The sequence below is a fragment of the Sulfuricurvum sp. genome (assembly GCF_028688295.1).
Taxonomy (GTDB): domain Bacteria; phylum Campylobacterota; class Campylobacteria; order Campylobacterales; family Sulfurimonadaceae; genus Sulfuricurvum.
In genome coordinates, this window is sequence record NZ_JAQTYM010000002.1 from 1 (window position 1) to 14,987 (window position 14,987).

Here is a 14,987-nt window from a genome sequence, read left to right on the forward strand (position 1 = left end):
TGGACATTACCGATCTCGATCATGCTCGCCGTCCCTTATGGGATCATGGGGGCGTATGCCATCGTATGGTTGATTCCGTGGCTAAATAACAACGTTTTCTTCCAAATCGGTCTACTCACCCTTATCGCCCTCTCGGCTAAAAATGCTATCTTGGTGGTAGAGTTTGCCGAAGAGCAGCGTCAAATGGGTAAAAGCGTCTATGATTCGGCGATGGAAGCGGCACGGTTGCGTTATCGCCCTATGATGATGACCTCGTTTGCTTTCCTAGCAGGGATGCTACCACTTATCTTCAGTTCAGGGGCAGGAGCGGCAGGACGTTTCTCGATCGGGGTAGCGATGTTCGGTGGGATGCTTGCGGCAACCTTTATCGAGCGTTACTTTATACCGTATCTATATTATTGGGTTGCTACCGCCCAAGAAAAATTCTCACCTGCCAAAGGAGCCGATCATGAATAACACCCCGCTCTCTCTGACTATTCTAAGCGCTCTTCTTTTAGGAGGGTGTGCTATCGGACCCGATTACGTTCGCCCCGATGTTACCGTCCCTGAAAACTTTCTCCAAAAAGATGTTAACCAAACAGCTCAACAACGTCTCAATACTCAATGGTGGAAAAGTTTCCAAGACGAACCGCTTAACCGTGCTATTGAAGAGGCTTTGAAAACCAACTTCGACATACAATCATCCCAAGCTTCCGTTGATGCACTTTTAGGAAAATTTGATCAGGCTAAATCGTACCTCTATCCGCAAATCAATGCTTCCAGCTCACTCAATCGCAAGAGTGTCGATAATGCTTCTAACGGAGGTTTTCAGCTGCGAGAGGGAATTACCTCTACCTACGCAGGATCGTTATCATTAGCGAGTTATGAGATCGATCTCTTTGGAAAAGTGCGCCGTGCCAACGAATCAGCCCGCGCGGCACTCCTCTCAAGTGAGTATGCTTCCCAAACACTCAAACTCTCCATTGCATCGAGTGTCGCGGCTTCTTATATCAAACTCTCATCCCTGCAAGGGCAGATTAATTTGGCAAAAGAGAACCTCACGCTAACCGATGAAATCGTCAAATTTAACGAACTCAAATACAAACACGGCGTTATAGCTGAGAGTGTTTTACTGCAATCGTTATCCGAACACGAAAGTGCTAAAGCAACCCTCTCTTCGCTGGAAGCCTCTAAAATTGCCGAGGAAGCAACCTATAACCTCATCTTGGGACGTAATCCAAAAACGGTCAGCACGTCACCGTTAGATTCTATACATACTCCAAAGATACCCTCAGAGCTAAGTTCAGATCTTTTAAACAAACGTCCTGATATCGCATCAGCAGAACAAAACTTGATAGCGGCGAATGCCATGATCGGTGTCGCTCGTGCCGCCTACTTTCCGAGTATCAAACTAACAGGGATGTTAGGGGTCCAAAGTTTAGAACTAAGCAGTTTTGTCTCTAATCCGGCTCGAATATGGGAAATAGCTCCCTCGATCAGTGTACCGATCTTTTCAGCTGGACGAATTGCGGGTGAGATCAAAACCGCCGAAGCGGATCGAAACCAACGTTTAGCTGCCTATAAAAAGAGTATCGTAAGTGCGTTTAACGACACCGACAATGCACTAGGACAAACCGCCAAAGCAAAAGAACAACTCACCTATCAAACTGCACGTTCACAATCGATTCAAAAAGCCCTTATGCAAAGCAAGCTACGTTACCAGGTAGGAACGATAAACTACAGCGATATGCTCCTCGTACAGCAGCAGTGGTTACAAGCATCTCAACAACTATTGATAGCAAAACAAAATCTCCTCATCTCTACCGTTTCACTTTATAAAGCATTAGGGGGAGGATGGAGTGAAGAACAAACTCCACCTTTACCTGATCTGCTTCCGGCAGGCAGATAAAATAATCACCCTTTTGCACACAAGAAAGAGAAAAAAAGCTCTCTTTCTCCCTCTTTAAATGCCCCTAAATAGACAATCAAAAGTAAACAGATACAAAAAAAGCGAAAAAATTGAAAAAAAAATCCATCTCTAATACCCAATTTTACTAGATTTTAGAAAATTTGAAAAAAAATAAATCTCTAGTAAACCCCTATAATAGGCGTTTTAAAAAAATATTTCAAAATTATTCAAAAAATACTTGACAAGTATGGGGGAACTAGTGGTATACTTCCGCCATATTTTTTTAAGGAGCCTTACCATGATGAAAATCATTTCTGCGTTGCTTTTGGCTGCAATGTTTATCGGATGCAGCGAGACTGCAACAACTGAAGCACCTGCTGCTACTGAAGAAGCTGCACCAGTAGCTGAAGAAGCTGCTGCACCTGTTGCTGAAGAAGCTGCTGTTACTACTGAAGAAGCTGCACCTGCTGCTGATGCTGCTGTTGAAGCTGCTCCTGCTGCTGAAGCTGCTACTACTGAAGCTAAATAAGTTTAACTTAGTTAGTTCATTTCACACCTCGGTGTGAAATACTTTTTCCTTTCTTCTCTTCTTTAATCTTAAACCATCAAAACTTTGTTAAAATATCCTAAATTACTTAGGAGAATTCTCTATGAAATCATTTATCAGTGTCGTTTGTGCCCTTTTACTCTTAGGATGCAGTAATGACTCCACTCCAACCGAAACATCAATCCCTACCCCTGAAGTCACATCTGCAGCTGTATCCACAGAAGCACCTATAGCTACTACCACCCCAGCTCCTGAACAAGAACCCGCTACGGTTGCCACACCTGTAATTGAAGCACCTAAGACTCCCGTAGTTGCCAGTATCGACGGTGGAGCTCTCTATGGCCAAAAGTGTGCTTCATGTCATGGAGCAAAAGGTGAAAAAGCAGCATTGAATAAATCACAGATCATTGCCCAGTTTAGTGAAACTCAGGTAAAAGAGGCGCTCAAAGGGTATCAAGCAGGTACCTATGGTAAAGAGATGAAAGCACTTATGCAAGGGCAAGCTAAAGCACTTGACGACGCGCAAATCAACGCACTCGCCAAACATATATCGGCACTATAATTTTGAACGATCAAGGAATAAAATCCCTTGATCTACGCTAGCCGCTATGGCACTAAAGTTTGACTCTTCGAGTCAGAATTTAATCTTCTGATTTTGGTAGCGCAAACTTTTGCGTTACCAATTCCCCCTCTTCATTAAAAAACAAATAGTAAAGTTTATCTTTTTTCACACTAAGCCCCGCAAGATAGCGTAATGCTAAATTAGCTTGTAGTGAAGCAATATGCATAACGATAGGCGCTGCTATCCCTGCTGGAGTCTTTTGAGTAATTTTAAACAGTTCTGTAAAAGAAGCCTCTTCAAAGAAGCATACTTGTCCGTTAAATGCTTCAACAGATCCATATACCCAAGGTAAAGCCTTACTTTTAGCATAGCTATTAATAGCTCCACGTGAGGGGAGATTATCAGTCGCATCGATAATGAGGTCTACATCGATACTCATCTGTGCAAACTCTTCAAAACTGCAAACATGCGCCTGAACTTTGACATAGGGGCAACGTGCTTCGATCAACTCAGCGCACACTCTGGATTTATATTTCCCCTCATCACCGCTCTTAAAAGCGATTTGACGATGGATGTTATGGAGACTTACCGTATCAAAGTCTACCATATGAATCTCGCCAATCCCAGATGCACCCAAAGCAAACGCTAATGATGATCCAAGCCCTCCACTCCCGATAACTGCGATCTTCTTTGATTGCAGTGAACGTTGCGTCTCTTCTCCCCACAACTGCACTTGACGGTGGAAATAATGCATCATATTCTCTCTCCTGTGGATGTTTCAGTTAGCATATCATCGTTTTGGTAAAATTGATCTCTATTCAGACTTACTCACTAAGGTTTTTGGATTCTCGCCTGGCAAAAGGATAATAAAACGGGCCCCACCATTAATATTTTCCACCCATATTTTCCCCCCGAAACTCTCTTCGATGATAAATTTAGACATGTGTAACCCAAGTCCGGTTCCATATTCCGGATCTTTCGTTGTAAAATAAATATCAAATACTTTTTCTAACACACTCGGAGCAATCCCCCCAGCATTATCCTCAACACAAACCATGATTCCGGTATCGTTATCTTCAACACTAACAATGATTTTACCATCACAGATGCGTTGTTCTATAATTGCGTCATGTGCATTTTTGATTAAATTCATTAATACTTGAATCATCTCATTTTTAGCAATATTCACTTTTCGTGTTGTCGAAACCTCAAGATAGGTCTTTATCTTGGCATATTTTAAGAATACATCACTGAGTCTCAGTGCATCTGCAGCTAATTCTCCAACATCTTCTAGCGAAATTGACTTATCGGTTTTATAAAAATTCCTAAAATCGTCAATGGTTTTAGAAAGGTATTGGAGATGTTCATCAATCCGTTCATGACTTTGATCAAAATACTCTTCATCACAGGTTCCGAGTTTTTGCTTGACATACATATCTTGATTGATTAATGCAAGTGTATGGAGTGGTTGTCGCCATTGATGAGCAATCTGCTCTATCATCTCTCCCATGGCTGCAAGTCTCGATTGCTGTACAAATAACCGGTCTTTCATGCGTGCTTCATCCAGCGCTATTTTTACTTTATCACTCAAAGAATCATTCAAATGGTTCAGCTTTCCAATATACTCACGTTGTAGTAGATAAACTCTGTGGGCAAGTGCCAGCGAGAGAAAAATCATCTCAACCGCTGATCCAATTTGTTGAACATGATTGACACCGTAAAAACTTGGTATCAAATCAAATTTATTGAAAGCAAATATAATCGTTGCAATCAACAACGAACTCCACCCGGCTACATAAAATCGAGCTGCCCTATATTCATGCCGCATCACCAATAAACCTGCACTCAACAATACGATTGGCATAATCGATGCTAAAAGCGCATTGATCGGAATGACCCTGCCATAGGGTAGAATCGATGATACAATCACCATAACGATGCTAAAAATCATCATCCCAACAATAATTTTATCCATACGTGGAGTAAAGCGTGGTGTATTGAGAAAATGGCGGCTAAAATAAAGGGCACAAAAAGAGGTGAAAGCTATTAGAGCACTCGATCCATGTTCAATCAACCAACGTGCGTCTCCCCATACGTATTTGATCCCTAAACCGTCAAATGAAAGCTGCCACAAAATAAAAGAGATTAAAAAGAGGATGTAGCGCAGATAGTTTAGATCACTTGTATAGATGAAAAGGACAATATTATAAAGTAAGATAATAATAAAAAGACCGTAATAAATCCCAACAAAAAAATTATTCTGCTCCATATCCGCCAACAGCGCTTCAGATGAGAGGATTGAGAGGGGAAGTTGCATAGAGCTTTGCGTTTCTACCCGTAGCAACAACGTCGAATCTGCAATATTTTTAAGGGGAAGCTCGGAGATAAAATGGTGCGATGCCACCTCTCTTGTATGAAAAGGTTGAGAGGTCCCCATCCGTTGATATTTGAGTACTTCTCCACCATTTTTTATCAAGTATAGGTCGATAGATTCCAATAACGGATAATCTATTTTAACCCACCACTTTTTATTTTGGTTCGGACTAAAATTATTCAGATCTATTTTAAACCAATAGACCGATTGTGTAAAACCAAAATTTACACTTCGTTCTTTCGTATAGGGAGCAAACGTACTTTTTTGTATCTCTTTAAGAGAAATATTTCCATCGTGATCTTCTAAGTACTCGATTGATGTTTCGATGGAAGATGAAGAATCATGATGGAGTTGTAAAACAGCCGCTTGAAGCGAAAAAAAGAGGGTAAAAAAAAGAAAAAAGAGTTTTATCACTTTATTTACGTTTTCGTAACGCCTCTTTAAATCCCCACCCTTTTCGTGATTCACTAAGGCTTTTTCGGTCCAGATCAACAATCAAAAGCTCTTCAGTATTCCCAAGATCTGCTTCGATCTCACCATCAGGAGATACCACCATAGAATCACCGTAAAACTTCCAGGCATGTTTTTCATCACAATACTCTCCGACACGATTAGCGCGCAAAATATAGCAATTATGGGTAAAAGCTCGCGTTTTCAAAAGTTCACGCCAACGGTTATGCGATTCAAATGTCGAAGCACTCGGGACTAAAACCGCATCCACTACTTTCGAACTCACTGCTTCCCACAACGGATCAAAATGGGTCTCAAAACCTCCCATTACGGCAAATTTAAACCCTTCGCACGCAAAAATCATGGGAGATTTAACCGGTTCTATAGGATTATTAAAAAATTTCTCTTCATTCCAATGGGGGTAATTAATCAAAAACTGTTGAGGGTAATAGGTGACACTACGGGCGTTTACCTTGGCAATCATCTTAGTACACTCTTTTTTCTTTACGGTAACGATAGTAGCAACGAAAGTAAGATCATATTTCAGAGCCAATGCTTTAAGTGTCTCGATTTGATGCGTACTTTGTTCAGCAATCATACTCACCGGAGTTTGAATTAACTCTTTAAAAAATGGGTTCAAGAGATATTCTCCCATCAAAACGAGTTTTACCCCTTTTTGATTGGCTATACGAGCATAACTTTCAAGCTTGTTACTCCCCATACCGATGGAGGGGAGTTGGAGTATCGCAACACGCATTATTGCTCCTGATTTTTAATAATTTGAATCTGTAGCTGAGCATTTTGAAGCATCGTTTCGGCGGCTTTAAGCTCTTTCATCCCCTCTTCATACGCTTTCACGCTCTCATTCATCGCCAATGCAGGATCCATTAGCTTTTCTAAAATTACTTTGGCATTTGTTATCTTCGTTTCAAAACTCTCTTCGTTACTCATAGTGCCTCCCGAACGTAATTCTCTATTTTATCAATTTCTACTAAAAAAGCATCATGTCCGTAATCACTTGGTACTTCAAGATAATCACTGTTTGTTTTCCCTAATGCCCTCATCGCGGTATGAATACTCTCCATCTCGCTTGGGAGGAAAAGGATGTCTTTTTCAAATCCGACCAGATAGAGTTCCGCATTGATTTTACCTAAAGCCTCTTCAAGTGAATCAAAACCTCGTGAGAGATCGTAAATATTAATTGCTTTGGTGATATACAAATACGATAGTGGATCAAACCACTTCGTAAAATTATAGCCGTTGTACTCCAAATACGATTCAACTTGAAATTTACCGAAGAGTTCAAACAATCCATCTGTCCGTTTGTATTCACGCCCAAACTTCTTGGTCATCGATTGATGCGATAAAAAGCTGATATGCCCTGCCATACGGCCGATTGCCATACCGCTGAGTCCATTTTCACGGATTGCTTCGGAGTCATAATAGCCGTTTTTAAACTCAGGATCTTTTAGAATCGCTTCCTGAGCTACTTTGTTAAACGCGATAGCCCACGGTTGTGTTGCCGCTGTTGTTGCCATAGCTATGATTTTTTTAGCAAAATTAGGGAAAAATACACCAAAGGCTAACGCTTGCATCCCCCCCATTGATCCGCCGATGATGGCATGGACTTGATGAATACCCAAACGATCAAACAATATCCGCTGTGCTTTCACCATATCGAGGATCGTAATGACGGGAAATTTATAACGGTAGGGTTCCTGATAGGGATAGCGCATCGACATCGGTCCGGTCGAACCGAAACAGCTCCCCAAAACGTTTGTACAGATCACGAAAAATCGGTCGGTATCAACCGCTTTTCCCTGCCCTATAAGTCCATCCCACCATCCACTCTTGTTATCCCCATCATACGTCCCTGCCGCATGATGAGAACCCGTGAGGGCATGACAAATCACGATTACATTATCTTTTGCTTCGTTTAGCTCCCCATACGTTTCATAGACAATATCGTACGGTTCTAAGATACGCCCACTCTCCAAATAGAGAGGGTTAGTAAAATGCTCGCTCTTGATTTGCAGATTTAACATAATGCCCTTTACGCGTCAAGCGCCGCTTTCAAATCAGCAATCAAATCATCACCATCTTCCAATCCGACACTTAAACGGATCAAACCTGCACTCACGCCCGCTTTTTTCAATTCCTCTGGGCTAAGTTGTTGATGCGTTGTCGAAGCGGAGTGGTTTATGATCGATTTACTATCTCCGATATTAGCCACGATTGAGAATATCTCAACATTATCCAATACTTTTTTTGCCGTTTCAAAATCTTCTACCTCGAAACTGAGCAATCCGCTCGCACCCTTAGTGAGATATTTTTGTGCATTGGAATAGCTTTTATCATTCTCTAGCAATGGATAGTTTACTTTTTTAACACGAGGATGATTTTCTAGCCACTGTGCAATTTGCAATGCACTTTGAGAGTGTTGTTTCATCCGCAGTGATAACGTTTCAACCCCTTGAATAAACAACCACGCGTTAAATGGACTTAATACCGCTCCCGTATCACGCATAAGAATCATTCGAGTTCTAAAGGTAAATAAAATACCACTGACGACCGAATCGGCAAACACCAATCCGTGATAACTCACTTCAGGGGTATTAAAATCGGGATAACGGAGGTTTCCTTTGATTTTCTCGGCTAAATTTTTTCGCTCAACGATTAATCCGCCGATTGCAAGCCCTTGACCCGTAGTATATTTACTCGCACTGTGAACGACAACATCCACCCCTAGCAACAACGGCTGACATAACATAGGGGTAGCAACCGTATTATCAACAATCGTGAGTATATTGTGTTTATTTGCAATAGCGATCAGTGCATCAAAATTAGGAACATCGATACTCGGGTTGGTGATACTCTCAAAAAATAGACATCGGGTATGCTCATCCACTAAAGCTTCAATAGCATCAGGTGAGTGAATATCAAAAAACCTTGCTTCAATTCCCAATCGTTTGAGTGTTTGAGAAAAAAGAGTCACCGTTCCGCCGTAGAGTTGATTGGCAACGATAATATTATCTCCCGCTTGCGCAACATTAAGGATGCTGTAAAATATAGCACTCATCCCACTGCTTACCGCCAATGCACCGCTACCACCTTCTAGAACAGCAAATCGTTTTTCCAAAACAGCTGTTGTAGGATTACCTACTCGGGTATAGACATTATCTGTCCCTTGCTGTAGATTAAAACTGCTTGCCGCAAAATCGGTACTCCCAAAATCAAAAGCGGTACTCATATACATTGGTACTGCCATCGTCCGTTGGGTATCTTTATCGTATCCTGCGTGTAGTGCTTCAGTTTGAAGTTGCATGTTCATCCTTTGTAATTGTTTGGTGCAATTGTATCGCCATCCCACAGTATTTCCCAAGTTTCCTTAATGGAATAATGTCCATTAGTTTAATAAGGATTATTTATACGTGGTAGTTCGGTGCCTCTTGGGTGATAATAACATCATGAACATGCGACTCTTTAAGCCCTGCACTGGTGATCTCTACGAATTCCGCTTTATCCCAGAACGCTTCGATACTCTCAGATCCGCAATATCCCATAGAAGAGCGTAGACCGCCCATCATTTGATGCACTACCGCCGCGATGCTTCCACGAAACGGTACACGTCCTTCGATCCCTTCAGGAACGAGTTTATCCGCTGCAGTCCCCTCTTGGAAATAACGATCGGTTGAGCCTTTGGTCATCGCTCCGATAGAGCCCATACCGCGGTATGATTTGTATTGACGCCCTTGATACATGATGGTATCACCTGGGGATTCTTCGGTTCCCGCGAGGAGTGATCCCGCCATAATAACGCTTGCACCCACAGCTAACGCTTTCGCGATGTCACCAGAATAACGGATACCGCCATCAGCAATGATCGGCACTCCGTGTTTGCGTCCTACTGCCGCACACTCATCTATAGCCGAAATTTGAGGAACACCCACACCTGCCACAATACGAGTTGTACAGATCGATCCCGGTCCAATACCGACTTTTACCCCATCGGCACCCGCTTCGATGAGTGCCAACGTCGCTTCACCCGTCGCAACATTTCCTGCGATGATGTCAACGACCAACTCTTTTTTGATCGCTTTTACGGTGTCTAAAATTCCTTTTGAATGACCATGAGCTGAGTCCAAAACCAAGACATCAACACCCGCATCCACAAGAGCGCGTGCACGATCCATCTGACCCACACCGATAGCCGCACCGACACGGAGACGACCGAAATCATCTTTATTCGCATGAGGGTACTCGATCCGTTTTTTAATATCTTTGATCGTAACCAACCCTTTGAGTAAACCGTTATCATCGATGATCGGAAGTTTTTCGATCTTGTTAACGTGCATCATTTGCTCTGCATCCGCCAACGTGATCCCTGCTTTTGCGGTGATAAGCGGCATAGGGGTCATTGCATCGATTGCCAATTTAGACAAATCTTTTTCAAAACGCATATCACGATTGGTCAAAATACCGAGCAGTTTATTATGCTCATCGACAACAGGGACACCAGAGATTTTGAACTCATTCATCAAGGCTTCAGCATCTTCGAGCGTCGCGTCAGGATGAACAAAGATCGGATCGATGATGATACCACTCTCGGATTTTTTAACTTTTTTGATTTGTTTGACTTGGGTTTCAATATCCATGTTTTTATGGATAATCCCAATCCCGCCCAAATGAGCCATAGCAATCGCCGCACGGTATTCAGTAACCGTATCCATCGCTGCTGAAACCATCGGAATATTGAGGGGGATATTGCGGGTCAACATCGTTTTTAAACTCACCTCTTTCGGAAGAACCTCAGAGTATTTAGGGATGAGCAATACATCTTCAAAAGTGAGGGCGCGTTTACGAATATTCATGAGTTTATCCTTGTAGTTGAGTTTCGAGGCTAAGCGCCCCGTTAAAGAGTGTTTGCTCCGCATACGGAGCGGCAATGAGTTGAAGACCGACAGGCATACCGTTTGTCGCGTTATCAACGGGAATCGAAATCGCCGGAAGACCTGCGAGATTGACCGAAATAGTGTAAATATCGCTCAAATACATCTCAAGCGGATCACTCAAGGCACCGAATTCATACGCGGTACGAGGAGCGACAGGCGTTAAAATAAGATCAACTTCTTCGAAAATCTTATTATACTCCTCTTGGATCAATGAGCGTACTTTTTGGGCTTTGACATAATAGGCATCATAGTAACCCGATGATAGAACGAAGTTTCCGAGCATAATACGGCGTTGTACTTCGGCTCCGAAACCTTGCGAGCGAGTTTGAAGGAATGTATCTTTGAGATTTTCCCCTTCGACTCGGTTACCGTAGCGGATACCGTCATAACGGGCAAGGTTCGTCGTCGCTTCCGCCGTCGCCGTAATGTAATACGCTGAGATATCGTATTTCGGATCCATCAGACTTTTTTCGACGATGGTGTGTCCCCCGTTTTTCAGCGCTTCGACCGCTTTGTCATACGCTTTGCGAACATCTTCGGAGGCATCTTTGACATAATCGGGAACAATTGCAATTTTTAATTTAACGTTTGCGTCAAGTTTATCACTTACGGTGCCGTCATGTCGATCCGCAGAGGTCGAATCTTTTGGGTCATACCCTTGGATAATGTCGTACAAAATCGCCGCATCTTCGACGTTTTGGGTCATCGGTCCGATCTGATCGAGGGAACTCGCATACGCACCCAATCCGTAACGGCTGACACGACCATACGTCGGTTTCATCCCTACGATTCCGCAAAATGCTGCCGGTTGACGGATCGATCCGCCGGTATCACTTCCAAGTGCCGCAACCGCTAACCCTGCCGCCACTGCCGCTGCCGAACCGCCAGAACTTCCTCCCGGAACGCAGTTATGGTTGAGCGGGTTCAATGTTTTACCGTAACAACTACTCTCCGTCGTTGAACCCATCGCAAATTCATCCATATTGGTGCGACCAAACGGTGACATATTCGCCACTAAAAGTTTTTCGATTACGGTCGCATTGTAGGGAGCAATGTACCCTTTTAGGATATTCGACCCCGAAGTCACCGACCATCCGGTGACTTGAATGTTATCTTTGATCGCGATGGGAATCCCCTCACCGACGTTGAGAACATCGATATAGGCATTGAGCTCACTATTGGCAGCAATCTTGGCTTTCAATTCCTCTTTGAGTGAGCTGAGTTCTTCTTTTGAGAGCTTTAACGCCTCTTTGAGTGTGATCATACACTTTCCTTTCTACGTTTTGCATTTTTCACCATCATAATCCCCAAAGCTATTACGATGAAAATAACCCCGACCGTTTCGGCGACGAAGCTCAGAGGGACGGGTTGTGTGACATCGATCATTAAGCGACTACCTGCGCACAACGAGGGCAAAGTGTCTCTTCGTCTTCACTGTGGTATTTCCAACAACGCGGACATTTGGCTTTGGAAGCGAGGGCAATATTAAATTTCCATCCATCAAGTTCGAATGTTCCTAAAATATCTTTGAGTTCACATGCGCACCATTTGGAAATGACGAGATACTCTTCGATATCTTTTTTGTCGAACGTATGTGGCATATTTGTTGAAATAACAAGTTCGAGCGTATTTTTGATCACTTTCTCTTTTTTCAATCCATCAACAATTTCGTTAAATGCTAAACGAATCGCTTTAGCACGTTCTTCAGCCCAAAGACTCTCTACTGGTGCGATCGAAGCATAGGTTACATCGAAAATATCGTTAGCCTCTCCCTTTAAAATAGAGGGGGCATTCTCGAAAATCTCATCGGCGGTATAGGTTAAAATCGGAGCGATCAATCCAAGCATCGATTTAGCGATGATTGCCATTGCGCTTTGCGTCGAACGACGTTCTGCAGAATTAGCGCCGTCACAGTACATACGGTCTTTGGTAATATCGATATAAACTCCGCTGAGTTCATTAACGATGAAATAGTTCAGTCCGCTCATCCCGTGAACGAAATTGTACTCTCCGAACAAACGATGGGTTTCATCAAACACCTCTTTGGCTTTGGCGACAATCCATTTATCGATCTCACCCATTTCACTGTAGGGAACGATAGCGTCCAATCCATCGAGATTAGCGAGCATAATACGGAAGGTATTACGCAATTTTCGGTATTGATCCGCTGTTTGTTTGAGAATATTGCCGGAGATTTTCAGATCCCCTTGATAGTCGCTCATCGCTACCCACAGACGCAAGATTTCACTTCCGTACTCTTTGAGAACTGTTTCAGGAGCGACGACGTTCCCCTTGGATTTAGACATTTTCTCACCCTTCTCATCAACGGTGAAACCGTGAGTCAAAAGAGCTTTGTACGGAGCGATATGTTCCACTGCCGTACTTAAAAAGAGTGAACTTTGGAACCATCCACGATGCTGATCACTTCCTTCGATGTACAAATCGGCAGGATACTCTCCCGCATCGTAGTTACGTGATTTAAGAACCGCATTCCACGTCGAACCGCTATCGAACCATACGTCGAGAATATCGGAAACTTTTTCGAGTTCGTCCGCTTTATACGGGCATCCCGGATAAAGGAGTTCTTCGATGCTCATTGAGTACCACGCATCGGTGCTGTGCATCTCGAAAATCATCGCGATAAAGTTGAGGACTTTCTCATCGAGGATGACTTCGCCCGTTGCCTTAACGCGGAAAAATGCGATTGGAACTCCCCAGTCGCGCTGACGTGAGATACACCAGTCAGGGCGGTTTTCAACCATAGAACCCAAACGGTTACGTCCACTCTCAGGATAAAACGCCGTTTTGGCTACTTCAGCCTGTGCAATTTCACGAAGCGTTTTTGTCTCACCCTCAGGGATTCCATCGACGCTGATAAACCACTGCTTCGTCGCACGGTAAATAAGCGGTGTATGACTTCTCCAGCAGTGTGGGTAGGAGTGGCGAAACTTCGATACTTTAAGTGCTTTATCCCCTAACAATTCGATGATCGGTTCATTGCATTTAAAGATATGTTTACCGACGAACTCTTCAGGATTCGGAAGAAGTTTTTCACGGACGACGGTGTTATCATAACATCCCGTCTCATCAACCGGCATCACCACTTCGAGGTTATAGCGAAGTCCGATACGGTAGTCATCTTCCCCGTGTCCCGGAGCGGTATGAACACATCCCGAACCGTTCTCCATCAAAACGTGCTCACCCAACACCAAGTGTGAACCGCGACCGTTTAAAGGATTGATTGCATAAAGATTTTCGAACTTTTTCGCTTCGATCTTTTGAACGACCGTCCCGCTGAAAACACCCTCTTCGATCATCGATTCATACCGTTTTTCAGCAACGATGTAACCATCGGATGTTCGAACATAAACCTCATCAGGGTTGAGAGAGATCCCCGTATTGGCAGGCAATGTCCACGGTGTCGTTGTCCAAATCACGATGGCGGCGTTCCCCTCGATCCCTGCACGTACTTTTGCCTCATCACTGAGTTCAAACGCGACATAGATCGAGTAGTCCTCTTTGTCTTCGTATTCGACTTCGGCTTCGGCAAGCGCAGTGCGCTCCGCCCAACTCCAATAGACCGGTTTTGAACGCTCAATCAATAACCCTTTTTTCGCCACGGCGCAAAGGGTACGATAGATATTCGCTTCAAATTTGGAATCCATTGTCAAATACGGATTATCCCAATCAGCGATAACACCCAGTTTTTTAAATTCTTCGCGTTGGATGTCGACAAACTCACTCGCATGATCACGACACATTTGGCGCACTTCTGCGGTACTAAGAAGCTCTTTCTTCTGTTTTCCGCCCAGTTTTTTCTCAACCTGTTGCTCGATAGGTAGCCCATGACAATCCCATCCCGGAGTGAAACGAACCGATTTACCGTTGAAATAGTGATATTTGACAATAATATCTTTAAGCACTTTATTGAGGGCGTGACCGATATGGGTGTGACCATTGGCATACGGAGGTCCATCATGCAGCGTAAAGCTTTCGGCACCTTTACGATTGGCTTTCATACGGCCGTAAACGTCATTAGCAATCCACGCACTATAGCGTGTAGGCTCATTTTGAACCAAATTTCCGCGCATCGGAAACTCGGTCTGAGGTAGAAGGAGGGTCTCTTTATAATCCATCTGTTACCTTATAGAAAAAGTGGTGCATTATATCTCTTAGGTGATTAAAATTTGCTGTCACTGTGCTATACTATCCCA

The 14,987-nt window shown here is 43.4% G+C and carries 14 protein-coding genes; 4 read left to right on the plus strand and 10 right to left on the minus strand.

Going from position 1 to position 14,987, the window contains the following annotated elements:
* The 4 genes from PHR02_RS00885 to PHR02_RS00900 form a co-directional block, all read left to right on the plus strand.
* A partial coding sequence (locus PHR02_RS00885; RefSeq protein ID WP_299987616.1) for an efflux RND transporter permease subunit occupies nt 1-456 on the plus strand: 456 nt, incomplete at its 5' end.
* Entirely contained in the window at nt 449-1,888 is a 1,440-nt protein-coding gene (locus PHR02_RS00890; protein WP_299987618.1) for an efflux transporter outer membrane subunit, read from the plus strand. The genes PHR02_RS00885 and PHR02_RS00890, both read left to right, overlap by 8 nt.
* Before the next feature lie 298 nt (nt 1,889-2,186).
* Nucleotides 2,187-2,417 (plus strand): hypothetical protein, encoded by a 231-nt coding sequence (locus PHR02_RS00895; protein WP_299987620.1) that lies wholly within the window; start codon nt 2,187-2,189, stop codon nt 2,415-2,417.
* 121 nt (nt 2,418-2,538) lie between these two features.
* The gene (locus PHR02_RS00900; RefSeq protein ID WP_299987622.1) at nt 2,539-2,997 is read left to right on the plus strand and encodes a c-type cytochrome; all 459 of its coding nucleotides are present in this window, start codon (nt 2,539-2,541) and stop codon (nt 2,995-2,997) included.
* A gap of 79 nt (nt 2,998-3,076) precedes the next feature.
* On the opposite strand, the gene PHR02_RS00905 is transcribed toward PHR02_RS00900, so the two are convergent.
* The 10 genes from PHR02_RS00905 to ileS all read right to left on the minus strand — a co-directional run bounded on the left by PHR02_RS00905 (nt 3,077) and on the right by ileS (nt 14,909).
* Nucleotides 3,077-3,754 (minus strand): ThiF family adenylyltransferase, encoded by a 678-nt coding sequence (locus PHR02_RS00905; protein WP_299987624.1) that lies wholly within the window; start codon nt 3,752-3,754, stop codon nt 3,077-3,079.
* Between the two features lie 57 nt (nt 3,755-3,811).
* Nucleotides 3,812-5,785: a sensor histidine kinase gene (locus PHR02_RS00910; RefSeq protein ID WP_299987626.1), complete on the minus strand. Its 1,974-nt coding sequence runs from the start codon at nt 5,783-5,785 to the stop codon at nt 3,812-3,814.
* Between the two features lies 1 nt (nt 5,786).
* Nucleotides 5,787-6,578 carry a carbon-nitrogen hydrolase family protein gene (locus tag PHR02_RS00915; RefSeq protein WP_299987628.1) on the minus strand — a complete coding sequence of 264 codons (792 nt, stop codon included), beginning with the start codon at nt 6,576-6,578 and terminating at the stop codon, nt 5,787-5,789.
* Nucleotides 6,578-6,772 carry an exodeoxyribonuclease VII small subunit gene (gene xseB / locus PHR02_RS00920; protein ID WP_299987630.1) on the minus strand — a complete coding sequence of 65 codons (195 nt, stop codon included), beginning with the start codon at nt 6,770-6,772 and terminating at the stop codon, nt 6,578-6,580. The genes PHR02_RS00915 and xseB overlap by 1 nt, the downstream gene beginning before the upstream one ends.
* Nucleotides 6,769-7,866 (minus strand): homoserine O-acetyltransferase, encoded by a 1,098-nt coding sequence (locus PHR02_RS00925; protein WP_299987632.1) that lies wholly within the window; start codon nt 7,864-7,866, stop codon nt 6,769-6,771. Before PHR02_RS00925 ends, xseB begins: the two co-directional genes overlap by 4 nt.
* 8 nt (nt 7,867-7,874) lie before the next feature.
* The gene (locus PHR02_RS00930) at nt 7,875-9,146 is read right to left on the minus strand and encodes an O-acetylhomoserine aminocarboxypropyltransferase/cysteine synthase family protein (protein WP_299987633.1); all 1,272 of its coding nucleotides are present in this window, start codon (nt 9,144-9,146) and stop codon (nt 7,875-7,877) included.
* 100 nt (nt 9,147-9,246) lie between these two features.
* Nucleotides 9,247-10,692, minus strand: a complete 1,446-nt coding sequence (gene guaB / locus PHR02_RS00935) for an IMP dehydrogenase (protein ID WP_299987635.1) — start codon at nt 10,690-10,692, stop codon at nt 9,247-9,249.
* A gap of 4 nt (nt 10,693-10,696) precedes the next feature.
* Entirely contained in the window at nt 10,697-12,037 is a 1,341-nt protein-coding gene (gene gatA / locus PHR02_RS00940) for an Asp-tRNA(Asn)/Glu-tRNA(Gln) amidotransferase subunit GatA (RefSeq protein WP_299987637.1), read from the minus strand.
* Nucleotides 12,034-12,159, minus strand: coding sequence for a hypothetical protein (locus PHR02_RS00945; RefSeq protein ID WP_299987639.1), 126 nt, complete (start codon nt 12,157-12,159; stop codon nt 12,034-12,036). The genes gatA and PHR02_RS00945 overlap by 4 nt, the downstream gene beginning before the upstream one ends.
* The gene (gene ileS, locus PHR02_RS00950; RefSeq protein WP_299987641.1) at nt 12,159-14,909 is read right to left on the minus strand and encodes an isoleucine--tRNA ligase; all 2,751 of its coding nucleotides are present in this window, start codon (nt 14,907-14,909) and stop codon (nt 12,159-12,161) included. The genes PHR02_RS00945 and ileS overlap by 1 nt, the downstream gene beginning before the upstream one ends.
* Between the last annotated feature and the right edge of the window lie 78 nt (nt 14,910-14,987).

Excerpts from the sequence above, each read along its gene's own strand:
- PHR02_RS00890 (WP_299987618.1), top strand. The coding sequence starts at position 449 with ATGAATAACACCCCGCTCTCTCTGACTATTCTAAGCGCTCTTCTTTTA.
- PHR02_RS00895 (WP_299987620.1), top strand. The coding sequence starts at position 2,187 with ATGATGAAAATCATTTCTGCGTTGCTTTTGGCTGCAATGTTTATCGGA.
- PHR02_RS00900 (WP_299987622.1), top strand. The coding sequence starts at position 2,539 with ATGAAATCATTTATCAGTGTCGTTTGTGCCCTTTTACTCTTAGGATGC.
- PHR02_RS00905 (WP_299987624.1), bottom strand. The coding sequence starts at position 3,754 with ATGATGCATTATTTCCACCGTCAAGTGCAGTTGTGGGGAGAAGAGACG.
- PHR02_RS00915 (WP_299987628.1), bottom strand. The coding sequence starts at position 6,578 with ATGCGTGTTGCGATACTCCAACTCCCCTCCATCGGTATGGGGAGTAAC.
- xseB (WP_299987630.1), bottom strand. The coding sequence starts at position 6,772 with ATGAGTAACGAAGAGAGTTTTGAAACGAAGATAACAAATGCCAAAGTA.
- PHR02_RS00925 (WP_299987632.1), bottom strand. The coding sequence starts at position 7,866 with ATGTTAAATCTGCAAATCAAGAGCGAGCATTTTACTAACCCTCTCTAT.
- PHR02_RS00930 (WP_299987633.1), bottom strand. The coding sequence starts at position 9,146 with ATGCAACTTCAAACTGAAGCACTACACGCAGGATACGATAAAGATACC.
- guaB (WP_299987635.1), bottom strand. The coding sequence starts at position 10,692 with ATGAATATTCGTAAACGCGCCCTCACTTTTGAAGATGTATTGCTCATC.
- gatA (WP_299987637.1), bottom strand. The coding sequence starts at position 12,037 with ATGATCACACTCAAAGAGGCGTTAAAGCTCTCAAAAGAAGAACTCAGC.
- PHR02_RS00945 (WP_299987639.1), bottom strand. The coding sequence starts at position 12,159 with ATGATCGATGTCACACAACCCGTCCCTCTGAGCTTCGTCGCCGAAACG.
- ileS (WP_299987641.1), bottom strand. The coding sequence starts at position 14,909 with ATGGATTATAAAGAGACCCTCCTTCTACCTCAGACCGAGTTTCCGATG.